Source organism: Lujinxingia vulgaris, from assembly GCF_007997015.1.
Lineage (GTDB): Bacteria > Myxococcota_A > Bradymonadia > Bradymonadales > Bradymonadaceae > Lujinxingia > Lujinxingia vulgaris.
In genome coordinates this window covers 85,466-105,589 of sequence record NZ_VOSM01000008.1, presented here as the reverse complement: position 1 = coordinate 105,589, position 20,124 = coordinate 85,466, and the positions used below count along the sequence as shown (strand labels likewise).

Below are 20,124 nucleotides of genomic sequence, written 5' to 3'. Positions count from 1 at the left end.
TAAACGCCTACTCACATAAAGCAAGTCGTGCGCCCTGGCGCTCGTCTCAAGTCGCAAGCCTATCTTCGATCCAGCGCATCACCACGTCGGGCCCGTCGATGCCGTCCAGCCGGCTCATCTCCTGAATGCCGGTGGGGCTGGTGACGTTGACCTCCGTCAGGCGCTCGCCAATCAGATCAAGCCCCACAAAGTAGAGCCCGTCTTGTTTGAGGCGCGGTCCCACCGCCTCGCAGATCTCGCGCTCTTTCGCGCTGAGCGTCGTCTTCTCCACCCGCCCCCCCACGTGAATATTGCTGCGATGCTCCTGCTCCAGAGGCACGCGCAGAATCGCGCCGAGCGGCTCTCCGTTGAGCAGGATCACGCGCTTGTCGCCCTGGCGCGCCGCCGGCAAATACTCCTGCACCATCACCCGTTTCGTGCCCCCGGCGGTGGAGACTTCGATCATCGCGTTGAGGTTGCGATCCTCGCTGCCGATCACAAAAATCCCCGAGCCACCGTGCCCGTCCAGAGGCTTGAGCACCGCGCGCCCGCCCGTCTCCTCGGCGAACTTCTTGATCGCCTCGGCGTGGCTCGACACCAGCGTTTTGGGCGTATGATCGCTGAAATGCAGCGCGTAGAGCTTCTCATTGGCGTCACGCAACCCACGTGGGCGGTTGAGTACCAGCGTTCCGCGCTCCTCGGCCAGCTCCAGCAGCATCGCCTCATAAAGGTACGTGTCATCAAAGGGCGGATCTTTGCGCATCCACACCGCATCGACCTCATCGAGCGAGACGTGGCGCGCCTCCCCAAAACTCACGGCGTTGCCGGGCTCCTGACGCAGCTCCACCGGCTGAATGGTCGCAAACGCCTCATCGCCACGCGCCTCCAGCGACTCCGGGCGCACATAAAAGACCTCGTGGCCGCGGGACTGAGCGCCCAGCATCAACGCAAAGGTCGTGTCCGCAAAGACGTTGACCTGGCTTAAAGGGTCCATCACATAGGCGATCTTCATAGATCCTCGTGTCTGCGCATCGCGCGCCCGTTGAAGGCGCGTGGGAAGTCGGGGCGAACGTATCGCCCCAAAGAGTTAGACTTAGCCATCGCTCGGCGCCGCAAAGGCGTCGGCGTCTTGCGTAAGACGCCGCAACGCGCTCTCGGGTAACACAAAGATCGCCGGGCTCGAAGCCACACGCGCATAACGCCCACCGCTGAGATCATCGACCGAGGCGCCCAGATAAAGAACCTCTTCGCCATCGGCCGCGCTCACCCGCACCGAGCTTCGCTGCCCCGGGCTCAGGCCCGCCTCGCGCTCTTCCACATCCTCCACCCAGCGCTCCGCGCGCAGCGCCCCCAGCCAGCTGGCCATCGCCGACGCCTCATCCTGGTCGACCTCCACCCCGGCGGGGCGCGCCATCGTCCACTGGCCTCCCTCGTCTTTGACCAGCCGCACACGATCGTCGCCCGCGAGCTCAATGCTCGTCATCGCGTCGGAGGCAATCGGCATCACCGCGCGATCCTTCACGTCGAGCATCCGCGCCAGAAGCGCTGTACGTGCGCTGCCGGCTACTTCAAAGACCTGCCCATCACCCGCGCGGCGAACATAGAGTTTTGCCTGATCCCCCTCCCCCTGGCGCACCACCTGAAGCTCCGCCTGCTTCGAGCCCGTCTCCAGAGTTACAGTGACCGCCGGCGCATCGAAGTCCAACGCCTCAAGCTGCGCATCGCCCTCATCCACAAAATCACGCGCGTTCAGCCTCGACAGCGTGTTCACAAAACGCCCCACACTCGCCGCATCCAGCGCCATCTCGACCTGCGGACTGGCCAGTTTCCAACGTGTCTCACTGCTATCCGCTGCCGGCTCGATCTTTAGAAGATGCCCGTCGACATGCGACCACTGCACCGAACGCAGCTCCTCATCGCCCAGAGAGACGATGCTGCGCGAGCGAAGATCATCGACCCGCCGGCGCACAAGATCGCCCAGCGCTGCCTGCAGGCGGTAAATCTTCTCTTTACCCTCAACCTGCGCAAAGGTGCGCGCCACCCCGGTTCCCGGCACCTGAATCTCCTCACCGATCCTCAGCCGTGTGGTCGGATCACTTTGACCTGCCCCGAAGATCGCGACGTTTACCGCCTCATCTTCTGCAAGCCCAAAGGTGCGATCGTCGCTCATCTCAAAACGAAGATCATCGGATTTGAGCGTCTGGCCAAACGCCCACTCAACCTCATCGCCCACCTGCCGACTTAGCGGCGCCTCCACAGGTGAGGTCAGCCACCAGCCGCTCTCCCTCGACTCCAGCACCACGCGATCGTCTCCGGGCCGCTCCCACTCCAGCCGCCCCAACGTTGTGGGCGCCTCCAGCACCAACGCCGAATCCACCTGCGTCGGCGGCTTGTCGCGAGTCACGAAAAACGCCCCCACCAGAAGCACCAACACCCCGGCGGCAATCCACACATGTTTCTGTACCATCATCGACCTCCCTTACGACTCGGAGCTCATCCACTGGCTCAGCGCCTCTTTACGACGCCGACGCCGCCCCATCATGAAGATGCCCAGAAGCGCAAAGAAACAGGGCACGATCACGATGTTGGCAAACTGAATCGAGCGCTGCTGCTCCCGGCTCACCTCCCCGATAAGCCGGGGCATCGCCTTGCCGCGAATCTCCGAGAGCGCGCTGTCCTGCACCAGCCACTCCACCGAGCTCAAAAAGAACTGCGCTCCCAGCCCGGCCAGCCGCTCATCGAAACCCGTCTCGCGCTGCGGCCCTAAGAAGTCGCCACTTCCCACCACCAGCACGCGCCCCGCCTGCGTCTCACTCACAAGATCCGACTCCGCGCGTCCCTCCGGCAGCGGGTTATCCGAATAATAACTCGGAAGCTCCCCCTGCGCGGTCGCCGCCACCACAAAAGGCCCGGCCTCCTCGCTGGCCGCGGGCTCCATAAAGGTCTCATAGCTCATATCGCTCGGCGGCGAAGGCAGGCGCGTCGAGCCCGGCGAGGTGCGTAGAACCTCGTGAAACTCCAGGTCTTCGTTGCCGCGCAGCGCCTCGTCGATCACAAGGCTCGAAGGCACCGGCAGCGCCATCGTCGAGAAGCCGCGCATAAAGGGCAGGCTCGTATCGATGTCGGTGATCGAAAAACTCCCCGGGTGACTCACCCGCGCCAGCCCCTGGGGCGTGGCCACAAGGCTAAAGGAGAGCGCGCGCTCCCGGTCGATCACCGTGTCGGCGCGCAGCGTGATGCCGTAATGCGAAAAAAGCTCAATGAGGTTCGAGTCAAAACGCTTGCGCATCGTGGGCAGCTGACCGGCAAACTGCGGGTTCTGCTGCAGCTGCTGCATCAACTGGCGCTGCATCGCCTCATCGACCACCGAGCTGCTCTGGAACCACCCCACGCTGCCCCCACGCTGCAGAAACTGGTCGATGGCAAAGAGCGCCTCCTCGCTCACATCCCCCTGCACGTTGAGCAGCACCAGCGCGTGCACATCGTCCGGCACCAGCTCACCGCTGCTCAGATCGTAGGTCGTCGCCTCAATGAGGCTCCCGTAAAGCTGCGAAAAGACCTGCTCCAGACTCTGCACAAAACCCGGCTGCGCCACCGGGCCACCCGCGCCGCTGGCAAAGGCCACGCGCCGGGGCTCAGGCCGCTGCAGGTTGAGCAGGGCCTTGGTGAACTCATACTCGAAGTTGTCGAGCTCGGGCTGGCCGGTGGTCTGAAGATCGCGAATCACCTCGCTCTGATCGCCCTTAATAAAAGCCACGCCTTTGTAAATGGCGCGCAGCGACATCTCCGACTCGCTCTGCTGACCGATCGCCACCTGCTCAATCCCAAAGCCGGCGGCGGCCTCCTCACTCTCCGCGCTGTCTTCGGGCGCGATGATCTTGAAAGAAAGCTGCCCGCCGCTGGCCGCCTCGTACTCCGAGAGCAGATCGGCCACATCCTGGCTCAAGTTATGAAAAGGCGCCGGAAGATCCGGCGAGATAAACGCCCGCACCTCCACCGGCTCATCGAGGTCTTCGACGGCGGCCAGGCTCGGCTCACTCAGGGTGTAGATCTGATTTTCGGTAAGATCGATCCGCCAGAAGGTCTGGCTCATCAGGGCGTTGGCGGCCACCGCGATCAGCACCAGCAGCACGCCCATCACCACCGCGTTGGCCCCGCTCACCGCGCGCCGGCGCTGGCCCGGGGCGTTGGATTTGGATTTCGATTCACGCATCGTATCGCTCCTCAACCATCTCAAAGTTGCTTAAATACTCGTCCTCACCACCCTTCTCACCAGCGACGAGCGCCCACGCTCAGCGTGGCCACGCCCAGGCTCACCGCCATCAGCGAGAGGTAGTAAAAGACGTCGCGCATATCGACGACCCCGCGGGCGATGTTCTCAAAGTGGTAGCTCGTCGAGAGGTACTCCGCGGTGCGCGCCGCAACGCCGGAGGCCTGCCCCACAAGCTGATCGATGAGGTAGAGGAAAAAGCAGATCGAAAAGGCCACGAGAATCGCCACGACCTGGTCGCGCGTAAAACTCGACGCCATCAGCCCCACCGCCGCATAGCTCCCGCCCAGCAGCATCAGCCCGATGTAGCCCGCGGCCACCGCGCCCCAGTCCAGATCGCCCAGCATCGAGAGGGTCAGCGGATAGACCAGCGTCATCAGAAAGACGACCGCCAGCAGCCCCAGCGCCGCCAGGAACTTACCGACCACGATCTGAAGATCGCTCACCGGCATCGTCATCAAAAGCTCCAGCGTGCCCGAGCGCTTCTCGCTGGCCAGCAGCCCCATCGTGATCGCCGGCGCAAAAAACGCCAGAAAGAGCGGCGCCTGCGAGAAGAAGCCGCGCAACGACACCACGCTGATTTCTTGGAAGAAGTTCAGCCAGAAGAGCGCCCCGGTGATCACGAGAAACAAGATCACCACAATATAGGCCACCACCGAGTTAAAATACGTCCCCAGCTCTCGCCGGGTCACCATCCAGATCTTATCCACGGGAGACCTCCTCCGGCTCAGATGTTTCGTCCATGGCCGCCGCGTCCTCGGCCATGCTCTCCGCAACCTCCGCGTCGCTCGCGTTGAGGTTTTCTGCCGAAGCCTCAACAGGCGCTTCGCCGCGCTGCGCAACGACTTCGTCGCCTTTAACCGAAGCCGCCGAAGCGCTTACCGGCACGCTCAAAAGGCTCGCCCCCTCCTCGGTCTCCCCGCCGGTATAGAGCCGAAAAATCGCCTCCAGCGTGGGCTCGGCCTCGCGCAGCTCCAACAGCTCACGGGCCACCCCGGGCTCTCCGGCCAGCAGCGCGCGCCGCGTGGTGGCCTTGTCGAGGGTTTTGAGCCGGTAGGTGCAGCTCCCCGGCCGGCCGCCTACCGGCGCCACGCCCTCCACGCCGGCCAGGCCTGCAAGCCAGGCATAGAGCGCATCGGTGGCCTCCCCCTCATACCTGACCACAAGCCCCGGCTCGGCGTTGGCCACCCGCTCTTCAAGCTCGTGCAACGAGCCGTCGGCCACGATCTGCCCGCGGTTGATGATGATGATGCGATCACAGACCGCGGTGACTTCCTGCAAAATATGGGTGGAGAAGATGATCGTCTTCTCCTTTCCGATCGTCTTAATGACGTCGCGAATCTCGATGATCTGATTGGGGTCGAGGCCGGTGGTGGGCTCATCGAGCACGATCACATCGGGCTCATGAATGATCGCCTGGGCCAGCCCCACCCGCTGGCGGTAACCCTTGGAAAGTTCGCTGATGGTGCGCCCCATCACCTGCCCCAGCCCGGTGAGCTCGGCCACCGCGCGGATGCGCTCCTCGCGCCGACCTTTTGCAACGCCGCGCAACTCTGCGACAAAACGCAGGTAGTCAAAAACGATCATCTCGTCATAAAGAGGCACGTTCTCGGGCAGGTACCCCACGCGCCGGCGCACCTCGGTGGAGTCCTTCTGCACATCGAAGCCGGCCACGCGCGCGCTGCCGCCCGAGGCCGACATAAAGCAGGTCAGGATCTTCATCGTGGTCGTCTTGCCGGCGCCGTTCGGCCCCAGAAAACCCACGATCTCCCCGGGTTTGATCGAAAAGCTGATGCCGCTCAGCGCCTCAAAGTCGCCGTAGCGCTTTTGCAGGTTCTCCACCACGATACTCTCAGCGCCTGTGGCGCCGCTCGTCGAGCTCGTCTCCATCATCATCCTCAATACTTACAGGTCCATGAAACGATCGCGTTCGTCGATAGAGTTTTTCGGGCGTCCGCCTTGCCGCGAACGCCTGCTGGCGCGACATTCCGCCGCGCGCTAAGGGTGTGCAGGCCGCGTAATTTCGACGCCGCACTTTTTTATTCCAGACGATCATCTCTACCCTGACCTTAAAGCCCGCTCATGTCGATCCCCACCTTTTTTGAGCCCGACGCGCTCCGTGAGATGCCCGGTGATGAGGCTCAGCTCCAGCGCGTGCTCAGCGAGCTTGAGACCACCGCCCGGGCCATGCGCGACAACCTCCATGGCGAGCCCTCCGAAGAGAACGTCGCCCACCTGGGCCGCGCGCTGCAGAAGTTGAGCGAGGCGCAACGCCTGGCCAACCGCTTTGAAGAGGCCCGCGCCTCGAAAGCCGAAGCCATCGCCATATGGCAAAAACTCGGCCGCGCAAAAGCCCACTTTTTATGCCGGATGAAACTCGCCATGATCGACCATCAGGCCGGCGAGTTTGAGCGGGCCGCCACTGCGCTCGAAGCGCTGGAAGATGAGCTTGATCAGGGCTTTACGATATACACCGACTTCCTGGCCGAAGCCCGCGCGCGTTGCTACCACGCGCTGGGCCGCCGCGATGCAGCGACCGCGCAGATCCAGCGCGCGCTCAAGGTGCGCCTTGCCCGCGGCAACGCTCGCCACATCGAGGTAACTCGCAACATCGAGGCGATCATCACCTCCGGCGGATGAAACCTGCACGCTTACCCGTTACCCTGCCGGCATCGCCTCAAGCGCGCAGCGCCCGCACCTTGCACCCACCGCACCTCCCCTGATTGAGCCGTACCATGTCTGAAAATAAAGGCCCCGTCTCCCGCTCCAAACGCTTCGCGCGCCTGGCCACGATGACCGCCCAGGTCGCCTCGAACTACACCCGCGAGCGCGTCTCCTCGGTGTTTCGCAACGAGGAGGCCAACGAACAGGCCCGCCAGGCCACCAACCTCGCCAATGGCGAGCTCATCGCCAAAACGTTAGGCGACCTTAAGGGGGCGGTGATGAAGATCGGCCAGATGGCCTCGGCCGGCTCCGATCTTCTGCCCAAAGAGCTCTCCGAGCCTCTAAAAGCGCTGCAAAAAGACGCCCCGCCGATGCCCTACGAGGTCATCGCCGAGCAGATCGAGCGCGAGCTGGGCCAACCTCCCGAGCTTCTTTTTAAGAGCTTTGAGAAAGAACCTTTTGCCTCGGCCTCGATCGGCCAGGTCCACCGCGCGGTCACCGACGATGGCCGCGATGTCGTGGTCAAAGTCCAGTACCCGGGCGTCGATGAGGCCTGCGACTCCGACTTAAAGCAGCTCAAATTTGTCCTGAAACTGACCGGCATCAACCGCAACCACCGCCGTGCTTTCGATGCGCTTTTTGAGGAGATCAGCGACCGCCTCCACGAAGAGCTCGACTACTGCAACGAGGCCGATAACGTGCGCCTCTTCGCCGAGCTACATAAAGACGACGACTACATCGTGGTCCCGCAGGTCGTCGGCGAACGCAGCTCGCAGCGCGTGCTCACCCTGACCTTTGAGGGCGGCGACCGCCTCGAAGAGCTCGCGGCCTACCCGCAGGAAACACGCGACCAGATTGGCGAGCGCCTCTACCGGATGTCCCTCTCCCAGATCTTCCGCCACCGCGCGGTGCACGCCGACCCCAACCCGGGCAACTACGCCTTTCGCCCCGACGGCACGATCGTGCTCTACGACTTCGGCTGCGTAAAACACGTCTCCGAAGACGTCGCCCGCGACTTTGCCGACATCATCGCCGCCGGCATGAACGAAGACTACGACGCGATGGAAGACGCCATGGTGCGCATCGGCGCCCGCCAGGTCGATGGCCCCCCGGTCCCGCAGGATTTTTACGTGGCCTGGCGCGAAGACATGATGACCCCCTGCGTCAAAGAACATATCTACGACTTCGCCAGCGCCGACCTGCACGAGCGCGCCCCGAAGCGTCTGCGCGCCTCCATCAAATACATCAACAGCTTCCAGCCACCGGTGCAGATCGCGTATCTCAACCGCGTCGTCGGCGGCTACTACGACCACCTGCGCACCTTCACCCCGCGGGTACCCTGGCGCGATCTCGTGGCGGATTACGTCTTTGAGGTCTCCTCGCTGGAGCGAAAGACGGCCTGGTGAGACGTTTTACTGAGATCATAAAAAAAACGCCGAGAGCGCCTTTTTTTATGCCCGTCACATCCCGGCTCTTCTCACCCCACCTGAATCACCTGCCCCTGCCTCGCAAAGGTCAGCTCCTCGATCTCCAACCCCACAAGATCGTCGGGATAATGCACCACCAGCATCTTCTCCCGCACCTCTGCCGGAAGCTCCATCAGCTTATAAAGCGGCGTATGCGCCGGCCCCAGGCTCGTCTCGTGCAGGATCAGATCGCAGTCTTTGAGCCAGTCGTTCAAACCCTCGTCAAAAGCCGTATCGCACGAATACCCCAGGGTCACATCCCCATCGCTGATGCGCAGCGCCGTGGTGGGAAGATGATGAATCGTCCGGCGAGTCTCCACCTCAAAAGGCCCCACCGCGCTGGACGCATCGGCTGCAAGTTCGCGCAGGTCGAAGTAGGTCTCCGGCCCGTAATGGATGTACTGCGTCCCGTCCCACATCACCCCCAGGGAGACCGCCAGGCGGCGATCCCAGAGGTCCTTTAGCACGGCCTCGCTCGCGTGCAGCGGCAGCACGCCCCCGCGCACAAAACGCCGGTAGGCTGCCACCATCTCCAACCCGTTGACGTGATCGCCGTGCAGGTGCGTGAGGATCATCGCGCTGATGCTGTCCACATCCAGATACTCCCCCTCGGCACTCGCCAGGGGCGCAAAGGCATTCTCGGCCAGCGCACGGCGGTAGAGATCGGGGCAGTCCACCGCCAGCACAAAGTCGCCGCGCCGCACCAGAAAGTTGGTGCCAAAATGGCGGGTGGAAAACGCATCACCCACCCCGTTGATACAGAGTTCAAAGGCCATCACACACCTCCCGGTTCGTCTGCGAAACGCCCTTTCACAACCGCCAAAATCGCGTTCGGAAGTTCATAACAAGGGCATCACAAGCATCACATAAACCACTGAAAACACTCGACTTTTAGCCTGATACAAACAAAAAAAAACCGGCCTTCCGGCCGGTTTTTTTCAATCATTCTATCTCGCGTTGTCCTTCTTCATCTCGCCAGATCCACTCAGCGTTGGCTGAGCTCAAAACGGTCGGCGGTGGTAAAGAAAAAGTCCGTCTCATCGAGCCCCTCGAGCTGCACGGGCTGATGACGCACGCGGCGCACGACCATCTCCAGCGTACCGGCCTCCTCCCACAGGGGCGCCAGCGAGGTCTGCGGCACACTGAAAGCACCGTCATCACCGGTGCGACACTGCACCCGCAGGCGATCCGGGCCGTAGCCCGCGCTCACATCGATGTACACATCGGTGCTCTGCGGGTTCACCGCCACGTCCCAGACAAGCTCCACGGGAAGGCTGCCATCGACCGCGGCGCCGGCCTGATCGCGCAGCTCCTGGCCGTTAAGGCCCACGAGCACCATCGGATCGGGAGCCTCCAGCGTCACATCAAACGCGCCGGCCAGCGGGCCACCGGGGGCGGCGAAGCGGTAGGTGGCGCCGGGGAAGTAGTCGAGCAGCTCACCGTCGCTCTCCCAGCTGTATTCGCTGCCGTAGACCACACCGTAGAAGGCGTTGAGAAGATCGGGCAGCCGCCTGGGCGGCAGGCTTGCGTCGGCCACGGGCGCCTCAACGGCGATCGGTCCCACATCGAGAAGATGCAGCGAGGCAGCCTCATCGCTCATCGGAGCGCGGCTCACATCGACCCGCTCGCAGCTCCCCGAGCGCAAGCCGCGCACCGGTCGCCACATCTCCAGCGCGTCGAGCGCCGGGCCCACGGCCACGCCGCGCGCGTCCATGAAATGCGCCTGCACCGCCACGCCCTCGCTCTCCCAGGCGCGCGGGTAGAGGAACTCGGCGGTCAACGCCCCGTAGCGCACCTCTTGCGTGAACTGATCCTCAACCGGAGCGCCGATCTCGGCGCCCGGCTCCTCGTCGGAGCAGCCCACCAGCAGAAAAAGCGCCAGCGCGCTGGCGGCGATGTGTCGACTCGTTGTCATGCTCAAAAAAGTCCTTTTGGTACAACGTCTCGTAGCTTCGCCAACCCTAACATGAGCCCGCCCGAGGTCAAGACCGCCGGGCTCACCACCGCGCCCGCTGCGCGAGGCTGGCGCCCACCACAAAGGCTGCGCTAAAGTTCAGACGCAGCGCGCCCCGGCGCGATTCACCCCCGCTTCCCGATCCCCCTCCCCAAGATCCTTATGAGCACCTCCTTTGAAGGCACCCACAGCTACATCGCCAGCCCCGAGCTTCGTCAGGTCGTCGACATCGCCTCGGCCCTGCAAAAACCCCTTCTGATCCGCGGGGAGCCCGGCACCGGCAAAACGCTCCTGGCCTATGCGGTGGCCGAAGCCCTGGGGCTGAACCTCTTGCGCTGGCACGTCAAATCGACCACCCGCGCCCAGGACGGCCTCTACCACTACGACACCGTCCAGCGCCTCAACGACTCGCGTTTTGGCGAAGGCGACGTCAGCGATATCGAGCACTACATCCGCCTCGGCGCTCTGGGACAGGCCTTTGAGAGCGAAGAGCGCGCCGTGGTCCTCATCGACGAAATCGATAAGGCCGATGTCGAATTCCCAAACGATCTTCTCCATGAGCTCGACCAGATGCGCTTTACGATCAGCGAGACCGGCCGCGAAGTTATCGCGCGCCACCGCCCGCTGATCATCATCACCTCCAACGCCGAAAAAGAGCTGCCCGATGCATTCTTGCGCCGCTGCATCTTCCACTACATCGACTTTCCCGATCCCGAGCTGATGCGCTCGATTGTTGAAGTTCACCACCCCGGCCTCGATCGCCAGCTGCTCGACGCCTGCCTCAAGAAGTTCTACTGGCTGCGCGAGCAACCCCAGCTGCGAAAACGCCCCTCCACAAGCGAGCTCGTCGACTGGATCGGCGCGATGCTGCGCGCCGGCCTCAGCCCCGATGTACTCGACAAAGAGATCCCCTTTCTGGGCGTCCTTTTGAAAAAAGAAGCCGACCTGACGCGTTTCACCCGCGGCCGCTGAGCGCGCGCTCCCCCCCGCCCGCTCGCCAGCCCCCACACGTCTCACTCGCCAGACGATCCCGATGTTCATCGACTTCTTCTTTCTGCTGCGCCGCGCCGGGGTGCCGGTCTCTACCACCGAGTTTCTGGCGCTCTGCCAGGGGCTTAAAGCCGGCCTGGCCCGCAATAGCCTCCACGGCTTCTACGTGCTGGCGCGCGCCACGCTCATCAAACGCGCCGAACATTTCGACCTCTACGACCAGGTCTTTGCGGCCTATTTTAAAGACCGCCCCTTCCAGCCCGAGCGCACCAGCAGCCAACTTCATGACGATCTACTCGCCTGGCTCGAAGAGGCCGCCGATCTGCCCGTGCCCACCGCCGAGGAGCTCGCGAAGCTGGAGCGTATGAACCTCGACGAGCTGCGCCAGGCCTTTGAAGATCGCCTGGCCGAGCAGGACGAGCGCCACGACGGCGGCAACCGCTGGATCGGCACCGGCGGCACCAGCCCCTTTGGGCATTCCGGCCACAACCCGGCCGGCATCCGCGTGGGCGGCGCCAGCCAGAACCGCTCGGCGGTGCAGGTGGCCACCGAGCGCCGCTTTCGCAACCTGCGCACCGACCTTGTGCTCGATACCCGCCAGATCAGCCTCGCGCTGCGCAAACTTCGCGATCTGGCGCGCGAAGGCCGCGCCGACGAGCTCGATCTCGATGCCACCATCGAGGCCACCGGCAAAAACGCCGGCGACATCGAGCTCGTCTTTCGTCCCCCGCGCCACAACCGCCTCAAACTTCTGCTGCTGATGGACGTCGGCGGCTCGATGACCCCGCACACCCACCTCACAAGCCTGCTCTTCTCGGCGGCCAACCGCGCGCATCACTTCCAGGCCTTTGAAGCCTATTATTTTCATAACTGCTTTTACGAGACGCTCTACACCGACATGGAGCGCCGCCAGGGCAAACCCACCGCCGAGGTCTTAGCGGCGGTCGACGACTCCTGGCGCTGCGTGGTCGTGGGCGACGCGGCCATGGCCCCCACCGAGCTCACCGCCCCCGGGGGCGCCATCGACTATTACCACTTCAACGAAGAGTCAGGTTGGACCTGGCTCAACCGCCTGGCCGAGCGCGTGCCCCGCACCGCCTGGATCAACCCCGACGATCCGCGCTGGTGGGGAAGCTACACCACCCGCCAGATTGGCCAGCTTTTTGAGATGTTTCCCCTCACACTCGAAGGGCTCGATCAGGCCATTTCAGCCATTCGTTGATCCTCCTGCGATCAACAAATGGCCAGGGTGGTATCAATAACGCACCACCACCCCCGCGCTCTGCTCCACAGCGGTGGCCCAGCTGCGGAACTCCGGGTACGCCTCGGGCATCACCCGCTGACGCGGCAGCGCCACCTCAGCCTCCACCCGAAGCTCCCCACCCTCCAGCCAACTCCGACGCGCGTAGCTGCCGTTCGCACCCTCCAGATTAAGATCGGTGGCACGCAGCGTCGCCTCGTCGAGGTTAGCCCCCTCGGGCAGGCGCAGCCGTAAATCGTAGGTCTGGTAGCGCTCGTACCCCACGCGCATCGTCAACACTCGCCGGTCACGGGAGGCGTAGATGCTGGCGAGCTCCTCGCCAAAGAGCGTCGTGTCGATCACCCACGCATCATCGACCTGTCGGGCAAACCCCTCGCGGCTCAGCGAGATCTGCAGGCGCAGAGGCGCATCGACCTCCGAGGCATTTTGCACCTCGTACGCTTCGACCCGAGCGCCGCTGAAGAGCTCCTGCGCGATCGCGTCGATGTACTGATCGCGATCGGCCTCATCCTGGCGAGCACGCAACGCCCCGCGCACCCGCACCGCGCGCATGCCACCGTAGGTGTAGGTGGCCACCGCCCGCAGAGTGCCCTCCGCGTCGACCTCCCCCTCCACCGCGATCGCCCGCGAGGGGCGACGCTCCGCATCGCCCTCCACCCGCACCTCCTCGTAGTCGGCGCAGCTTACGCAGAGCGCCGGCTGGCCCTCCACATCTCCGTCGACCGTCCCGAACATCGCGTCGGGCCCGGCGGCCTCCAGCCACACCACAGCCTCACTCTCCGGGAGCACCACCCGCAGAAGTGGGCGCCGGTAGCGGCCAAAGTCCCCGACCGGATGGCGAGCATCGGGCTGCTCCTGGGCGCGCGCCAGATAGATCTCGGCATCAACGCCCATACGCTGATAGATCGTGCGCAGCACGACCAGCGGGCTGCCGCGGCCCAGCAGCACGGCGTGGTTCGCGTCGGTGGTCAGCGCCAGAGGGCTGGGCTGCGCAAACGCCTCCGATGCCTGGTAGAAGAGCTTCTCCACCTCCGCATCGCTGGCGTTTTCCTGCGCGTAAAGCGGGCGCCCCAGCCAGCGCGCGGCCTGCGTTTGAAGCGCCGCACCCACACGATCGCTGGCCATCAGCGCGTTGACCACGTAGCGGCGATCCGACTCGATCGCCCCGCCCTCCACGCCAACCCGGTACTCCTGCACCCAGGGCAGAAACTCCTCGCTCGACACACTGAGTGGCTCCGGGGTGGGCCGGCGCTGGTCGGTGGCCACAAAACGCACGCCCTTCACCCCGCCAATCTCCACCGGCTCGGAGCCGGGAGCCCCGTTGGCCGAAATGAACTCCAGGTCTTCGGACCCCAGAATCACGTATTCGCTGTGGCGTGTGGAGATATCGGCCATCCTGAAGAAGAAACGCATGCCCTCCACGTGGGTGCGAAACACCCCGGGGCCGTCGTGCTGCAGGTAGGCGACCTCGATCATATCGCCCGGCTCAAGCCCGGGCATACTCAGCGTGCCCTTGCCGGCGACCTCCTCGGGCACGCGCACCGCCCCCGACGCTTTGATCGTGCGCACGAGCACCTGGCGCGCCCCTCGCGGAAGCTCCACCTCGGCGTAGCGGTCGATCGCCCCGCGCGTCATCAGGCGCACCACCGTGTGGGTCAGCGTCCAGCTCGACCCATCCGGGAAGTAGCGCCGCGCGGCATAATCGAGCACGTAATACGCCTCATCGAGCGCCATGGCACCGGGCTCTCCCCCGCTCGGCAGGCCAACTTCCTGCCCCTCCCCTGCCGGAGCAACCGGCGCGCGGGCAAATTCGGCGCGCGCCGCGGCCAGCCCGTCGGGCATCGCCTCCTGGAGGGGAAGCTCCCCGTCGATCTCATGGATCATCCAGTCCACGCGGGCTGTCGATCCGTAGCGCTCGCGATCGCGGGAGAGCGCTGCGCGGGCCTCGTCGGTGCGCCCCAGGCTTAAGAGCAGGTCGGCCTCGGCGAGCCAAAGCCGCGTCTCCCAGGGCTGCGCCTTTCGAGCCGCGGCCAGCACCTCAAGCGCCCGCTCCTCCTGGCCAACGCCGCGTAAGAATCGCGCGAGCTCCACCTGCCGGGACACCTCCAGAGGCTGGCGAGCGGCCTGGAGTTCCAGCCAGGCCAGCTGCTCGTCGAAGGCGTCGCCGCGCGCCTGCACCCACTCCCCGTAAAGCGCGGGGCATGCCTCCCAACCTTCGGAGATCTCGGAGGGGTGCGGCGCATAGGAGCGCAGCGCATAGAGATCCTGCAACTTCTCGGCAGCCTCACAGTCGGCCGGATCAACCTCAATCACCTCGCGCCAGGCCTCTTCGGCCACCGCGCGCACGCCCTGGCCGGCCACATAGGCCGCCCAGGCCTTGAGCGGGCCGATATCGCGCAACCTCCCCTGCGCATCGATCGCCTGATCGCGGGCGGCCTCCAGCACCCGGCGGCGCTCCTCGTCGCTTCCGCCGCGGCGCAACCTCTGCTCCAGCGCCACGAGCACGCTTAAGAGCTGCGGTCGGAGCGCGTGGGCGCGGCGCACCGCCATCAGAGCTTCGGCGTCGCGCAAGTCGCCGGGAAGATCCCAGCGTGTGAGCACCTGCTCGGCCCTCAGCAACTCCGCCGGCGCCGGCAGCTCCCCCTCAAAACGAGCCTGCAGCGCACCTATAAGAGCCTCAAACGCCTCCGGCTCACCCGACTCCAGCGCGCTGACCGCCGCCCACCACAAACCCGAAACGCCGGCCTTACCGGGCGCGTTCGCCACGGCCCGAAGGGGCTCCACCTCCCAGCTTCGCTGCATCTTGCCAGCCACTTCGACAGGCTTCAGCTCCGGCCGCTCCCGCACCGGCGGCGTCTCCACAAAACGCACCCGCTCCTCCCCCAAAACCTTGCCCGCCGCAGGCACCACGCGCAGATCGAGCCGGTCGCGGTAGCCTGCCTCATAGGCCATCTTCACCAGCACCCGATGTTTGCCCGGCTTGAGCTTCAACGGGCGCACGTAGCGCCCCGACGCGTAGTCCTCTTCGCGATGCTCAAGCACGGGTGTTGTGCCAACCCAGACCTTCGTGGCCGCCGAGAAGTCCCCAAACATGGCGACTTCTTGCACATCCGCCCCGGCGACCTCGAGCGTTGCCTCCAGGTAATAGACGCCGCTCTCACCAAGCTCCAACCCCTGGCCAGAACGCTCCAGCGCCACGCGCTGCGTGGGCCGCCAGTTGGCCGGCGAGGGCCGCGCGATCTGCGGGCTGCGGTACTGATCGCCAAGCCAGCCGCTCTGCTCGGGCGAATACACCTCATCAAAATCCAGGAGCCGCCAGGGCGACATCAGCGGGCTGACGCGCCAGGCCATCGGCACCCCGGCCGCGCTCAGCGCAAAAGGCGCCATCGCATCACTTCGCTCCCAGCGCGCGTGCGCCACCTCCCAGGCCAGGCGGCTGAGCTCCACGCGCGTGAGCAACCCCTGCCCCTCGTAGCGCACCTGGCCCAGCCAGGCCTCCAGACGCTGTGGCCCCTCCACCACCTCATCGACCAGCTCCACAAGGCGCAGCGCCGCGTAGCGCTGCAGGGGGTGAGCCGGGTGGTCGCGCAGCATCGTCGAAAAGATGTCAAACGCTCGCTCTTTATCGCCCTCCCACAGCGCGATTTCCCCGGCGGTCAGCAGCGCCTCCACCCCGGCGTCGGCCTCAACCTCTCCAACCTCACTCGCCGCATCCGCGCCAGAAAGCCAGGTTTTGAGCGTCGCCTCCGCTGGCGAGCCGGCCTCAAAGCGCCACCCCTGCGGGGTGGCCGCTGGCGAGCTGGCGCAGCTCATCGCCAGCGCCGTCAGCATCGCGAGCACGAGCGCCCGCAGCATTCTCGAAGCGCTCTTCATCGCACACCTCCCTCACCCACAAGCCGAATCGTCTGATTGAGCGCCGTATGAAGTTCGCTCACAAAGGCGCGAAACGCCTCATACTCCTCGACCGGCACCCGCTGCACCTTGACGCTGAAATCCACCTCGACGACCAGATCGTCGCCGGCCGACGAATAACTCACCTGCATATCGCCGAACTTCGAGCGCACCTCCACATCCTCGGGCACCCGCTCCACCGCGCGGCCCGGGCCGAGCACATAGCGCACCTGGGTGCTCTCGGCGAAAGGCACGCGGAACATCCGATCCTGGCGCCGCGTGCTCTCGGCGGCGTACGCCCCCAGGGCATCTTCCGGTGCGGCCAGCGGATAGAGGTAGCCCTCACCATCGCCGCGCACCACATCGCCCAGCTCCGCCTCAAAACGCACCTTCGCCGGCGCGCCCAGAGTCTCAATGCCCTCGTAATCGGCGCGTGTGAGTGTGGCACCCGGGTAACGCCTGGCGAGCTCCCGCTCAAAGGCCTCATCGCGGCGTTGGGCATCTTCGAGAAGTTGGCGATAACGCACCGCCCGCGAGCCCACTGCCTCAACCTCTCCGCGCAGCACGGGGCGCTCCCCACGAAGATCGATCTCCAGACGCTGCGCGAGGTGATTTTGCTCCGGAGCATCGATCGGCATGGTCACCCAGCGGGTCTGACCGCCGTCTTCCACAATCAGCGCCTGGGCGCCCTGATCCATCGAGGTCAGCTCAAAGGCTCCGTTGTACTCGGCCGTCGCGTCCAGAAAGACATCGAGCCCGGGCACATAGGTCACCGCGTGGTTAAACACGTGCATGCTCGCCACCGACCCGTCGACTTCGCCTAAGCGACGCGTGCGCACGAGCACCATCTCGGCGTCGACGCCGGCCTCTTCGAGCATCACCTTGAGGAGCGCGGCCTTGTCTTTGCAGTCACCGTAACGGTTTTGCATCACCGCCGAGGTTCGGTAGGGCTTCCAGCCGTGAATGCCCAGCCCCACGTGCAGGTAGCGGGTGTTGCGGGCCACATAATCAAAGATCGCCTCGACCTTCGCCTCGTCGGTGCCCAGCCCCGAGGTCAGCCGGCCCACCTCTTCGCGGATGGCGTCGTCGACCACAAGCTGCTCCTCGATCAACTCCCACCACCAGCGCCCGATGGCGTCGTAGTCGGCTTTGTTGGAGACCATGATGTAGTCGTAAATCTCGGTATAACCGGGCTGATCTTGCTCGGTGTAGACCCGCGGCACCTCGCGCAGCTCAAAACTGCGCACCTTCATGCCCTCAACCGCCTCACCAGCCGGAGTGACGCCATCGCGAACCTCGTGGGCCAGCGCCGGCGGCCGAAAGTAGAGCTCCCAGCTCTCGGGGTAGAGCAGCGCGTAGCGCACCAGCGCGGCCGGTCGACCGTGCTGCACGTAGCGCACCGCCCCAAAATAGTCGCCGCGGAAGTTCTCATTGGCCACCTGGTGCACCACGTAGCGGTACTCCACCAGATCGCCCACCTCCACATTGCTGGCGCGCAGGTTGATCTGCTCGCGATCATTATACGTCGTCGACTGCTTGCGGGCCTGGCCGCTTCGCCACTCGTCGTAATCTTCGCTGAGCGTGCCGTCGGCCTTATGCACCCGCACGCCCACGACCTCCACGCGCTCATCGCCCGACTGAAAAGACACGCCCAGCTGCCGCGCGCTCTGGATGCCGCGCGCGTCGATCACCCGCTCCACGCGCTGCACAAAACGACGCGCAAGCCCGGTGGGGCCGACCTCGACGACAGCCTGGTCGATGAGGATGTCGTAGTCGTGGGGGCCGGGCGGGTGCGCCTCGGCCAGCGCGCGCACATCCTCCTCGATCCAGGCATCGTAGAAGTTCGCGCCGGGCGGGCGCATCAGCTCGGCGCGGGCGCGCAGAGCGCTGTCCTGGGGGCGCAGGCTCAAGGCCTGCTCCATCGCCTCGACCACCCCCGCCCGATCCTCCTGCAGAAGTCGCAGCTCGGCCTTACGCTCCCACAACGAGGCGTCGCCCGGGTCGCGGGCAATCAGCGTCTCGATGACACCTTCCGCCTCCCCCGGCTCACCGGAAACCTGCAGCGCCCGGGCCACCTGCAGCCCCCAGGCCGACGACCAGGGGTTTTTCGCCCAGCGCTCCCGGGCGATAGCCAGCGCCTCACTCAACTCCCCCTCGGCCATCGCCTCTTTCATCATCTCCCAGCGGTACGCGCCGGAGAATTGCGTGTGCTTAAGCACCGTCTCGCGCAGCGCGCGGGCAGCCCGACGATCGCCTGCGGCCTCCTGCGCATCGATCATCGCCCGCACCCAGGCCACAACCTCCTCGCGATCGCCCTCCTGAGGCCCCTCCCAGCCCTCCAGAAGCCTTAAAGCCTGCCCCTTAAGCCCACGAGCCTCATAGAGCTCAGCGAGGGCCAGGAGGGCTTTTAGCGAGCCCGGGCGCGCCTCCACAACTTCTTCGAGAATCGCGCGCTGGCGCTGCCACTCGGCGCGCGCGCTGCCCTCGCCATAGGCCGCGGCCAGCGCCAGCGAGACCCGCTCCCACAACGCTTCGCCCGAGGCCGTGAGCTCACGCGCGCGCTCCAGCAGGCTGACCTGCCGCCAGCGCTCCTCAAAGAGCGGCGAGGCCTCCAGCAGCACCTCGGCCTGCTGCACAGCGCTCAGCGTGCCGCGCTCCAACTCGGCGATCACCGAGCGGGCCACATCGCGCCATGGCGAGGCGCTATCGGCGGGTTGCAGACGCTGCCAGGCGGCCGCAGCGCGGATCCTGGCGAGCGGGCTCGCGCGCCGCGACGCCGTGGTTTCGCGTACAGCAACGAGTGCGCCGGCGCGCGCCTGGGGCGCAGTTTTGCTCATCGCCCCCGGCGCCACCTGCGGGGCCTCGGCACGATGCTCGACTCCGGCCACCGGCGTCCCCTGACCATCGAGCAGACGCGCCGACCACGCCAGGCTCCCCTGGCCGGTCGAGCCCAGCTTGACCACCACCTCGTGCTCCCCGGCGCTCAGGCGCACAGGCCAGCTCTGCACATCAAGCCCCGCGCCCCGCTCCCCATCATCGCCCCCCACCTCTCGTCCGTCGATCCACACCCGGTAGGCCCCGGCCGCCCCCACCACAAGCTCCCCGCGCAACGCCTCATCGAGCTGCACGCGGCTCGACAAAAACACCACCGCCGAGGTTGAAGGCGTCACAAAACTCCCCAGGCTGAACGCACAAAAATAATCGGCCGGCGCGAGCTCTCGCCAGGCCACCTCCCCAAAACGTCCGGCATAGGGTCCCTCAAGCTCCACCTGCGGCCCCACCTCCTCATAGAACCCCTGCATCGAGGGGTTCTCCAGCGGCCCGACCACAGACCAACGCGTCAGACACCCGGCCTCACTGGCCAAGGTCTCACCTCGCGCATCCCCGCGTTCTAAGCGGGCGCGAGCAAGCTCACGCTCGACCGCAAACGCCACCACCGGCCAGCGCGACGCCGCACGCGCTGCGCGCTCAAGCTCGGTCTCATAGACCTCAGGGGCCACCATCCCCCGCTCCTCGTCGAGCTGGTAGGCAAGCCCCAGCGCCTCCCCCTCAAAGCGGGTCGCCTCCAGCGCATCGACCCTGCGCGCAAGCTCCTGCGCTCCGCCCTCGGTTGCAGTCGCCTGCGCCCAAACCGTCGCGCTCAAAAGGC

Annotated in this window: 13 protein-coding genes; 4 read left to right on the top strand and 9 right to left on the bottom strand. The window is 65.3% G+C overall.

Features of this window, described 5'->3' with window-relative positions:
• Positions 1-46: 46 nt before the first annotated feature.
• From gshB to FRC98_RS15490, 5 genes are all read right to left on the bottom strand, one after another.
• Complete coding sequence (gene gshB / locus FRC98_RS15510; RefSeq protein WP_146982353.1) at positions 47-991, bottom strand: glutathione synthase; 945 nt, start codon at positions 989-991, stop codon at positions 47-49.
• 81 nt (positions 992-1,072) lie between these two features.
• Positions 1,073-2,446, bottom strand: a complete 1,374-nt coding sequence (locus FRC98_RS15505) for a DUF4340 domain-containing protein (protein WP_230467671.1) — start codon at positions 2,444-2,446, stop codon at positions 1,073-1,075.
• A gap of 12 nt (positions 2,447-2,458) precedes the next feature.
• Entirely contained in the window at positions 2,459-4,192 is a 1,734-nt protein-coding gene (locus FRC98_RS15500; protein ID WP_146982351.1) for a GldG family protein, read from the bottom strand.
• Between the two features lie 56 nt (positions 4,193-4,248).
• Positions 4,249-4,959, bottom strand: a complete 711-nt coding sequence (locus FRC98_RS15495) for an ABC transporter permease (protein ID WP_146982350.1) — start codon at positions 4,957-4,959, stop codon at positions 4,249-4,251.
• Positions 4,952-6,142 carry an ATP-binding cassette domain-containing protein gene (locus FRC98_RS15490; protein ID WP_230467670.1) on the bottom strand — a complete coding sequence of 397 codons (1,191 nt, stop codon included), beginning with the start codon at positions 6,140-6,142 and terminating at the stop codon, positions 4,952-4,954. Before FRC98_RS15490 ends, FRC98_RS15495 begins: the two co-directional genes overlap by 8 nt.
• A 189-nt stretch (positions 6,143-6,331) precedes the next feature.
• On the opposite strand from FRC98_RS15490, the gene FRC98_RS15485 reads away from it, so the two are divergent.
• Complete coding sequence (locus FRC98_RS15485) at positions 6,332-6,889, top strand: tetratricopeptide repeat protein (protein ID WP_146982349.1); 558 nt, start codon at positions 6,332-6,334, stop codon at positions 6,887-6,889.
• Between the two features lie 95 nt (positions 6,890-6,984).
• Positions 6,985-8,319 carry an ABC1 kinase family protein gene (locus tag FRC98_RS15480; protein ID WP_146982348.1) on the top strand — a complete coding sequence of 445 codons (1,335 nt, stop codon included), beginning with the start codon at positions 6,985-6,987 and terminating at the stop codon, positions 8,317-8,319.
• 71 nt (positions 8,320-8,390) lie between these two features.
• Here the strand turns inward: FRC98_RS15480 and FRC98_RS15475 are convergent, their stop codons facing one another.
• Both FRC98_RS15475 and FRC98_RS15470 read right to left on the bottom strand, forming a co-directional pair.
• Entirely contained in the window at positions 8,391-9,155 is a 765-nt protein-coding gene (locus tag FRC98_RS15475; protein WP_146982347.1) for an MBL fold metallo-hydrolase, read from the bottom strand.
• A 209-nt stretch (positions 9,156-9,364) separates the two neighbouring features.
• Positions 9,365-10,294, bottom strand: coding sequence for a hypothetical protein (locus tag FRC98_RS15470; RefSeq protein WP_146982346.1), 930 nt, complete (start codon positions 10,292-10,294; stop codon positions 9,365-9,367).
• Between the two features lie 201 nt (positions 10,295-10,495).
• Here FRC98_RS15470 and FRC98_RS15465 point away from each other — a divergent pair, with 201 nt between their 5' ends.
• Both FRC98_RS15465 and FRC98_RS15460 read left to right on the top strand, forming a co-directional pair.
• Complete coding sequence (locus tag FRC98_RS15465) at positions 10,496-11,305, top strand: AAA family ATPase (protein ID WP_146982345.1); 810 nt, start codon at positions 10,496-10,498, stop codon at positions 11,303-11,305.
• Positions 11,306-11,366: 61 nt separating this feature from the next.
• Positions 11,367-12,545 carry a vWA domain-containing protein gene (locus FRC98_RS15460; protein WP_146982344.1) on the top strand — a complete coding sequence of 393 codons (1,179 nt, stop codon included), beginning with the start codon at positions 11,367-11,369 and terminating at the stop codon, positions 12,543-12,545.
• A gap of 33 nt (positions 12,546-12,578) precedes the next feature.
• Here FRC98_RS15460 and FRC98_RS15455 read toward each other — a convergent pair whose 3' ends face one another.
• A complete protein-coding gene (locus FRC98_RS15455) occupies positions 12,579-16,457 on the bottom strand; it encodes a tetratricopeptide repeat protein (RefSeq protein ID WP_146982343.1) in 3,879 nt (1,292 codons plus the stop codon).
• Positions 16,454-20,119 carry a DUF3857 domain-containing protein gene (locus tag FRC98_RS15450; RefSeq protein WP_146982342.1) on the bottom strand — a complete coding sequence of 1,222 codons (3,666 nt, stop codon included), beginning with the start codon at positions 20,117-20,119 and terminating at the stop codon, positions 16,454-16,456. Before FRC98_RS15450 ends, FRC98_RS15455 begins: the two co-directional genes overlap by 4 nt.
• Between the last annotated feature and the right edge of the window lie 5 nt (positions 20,120-20,124).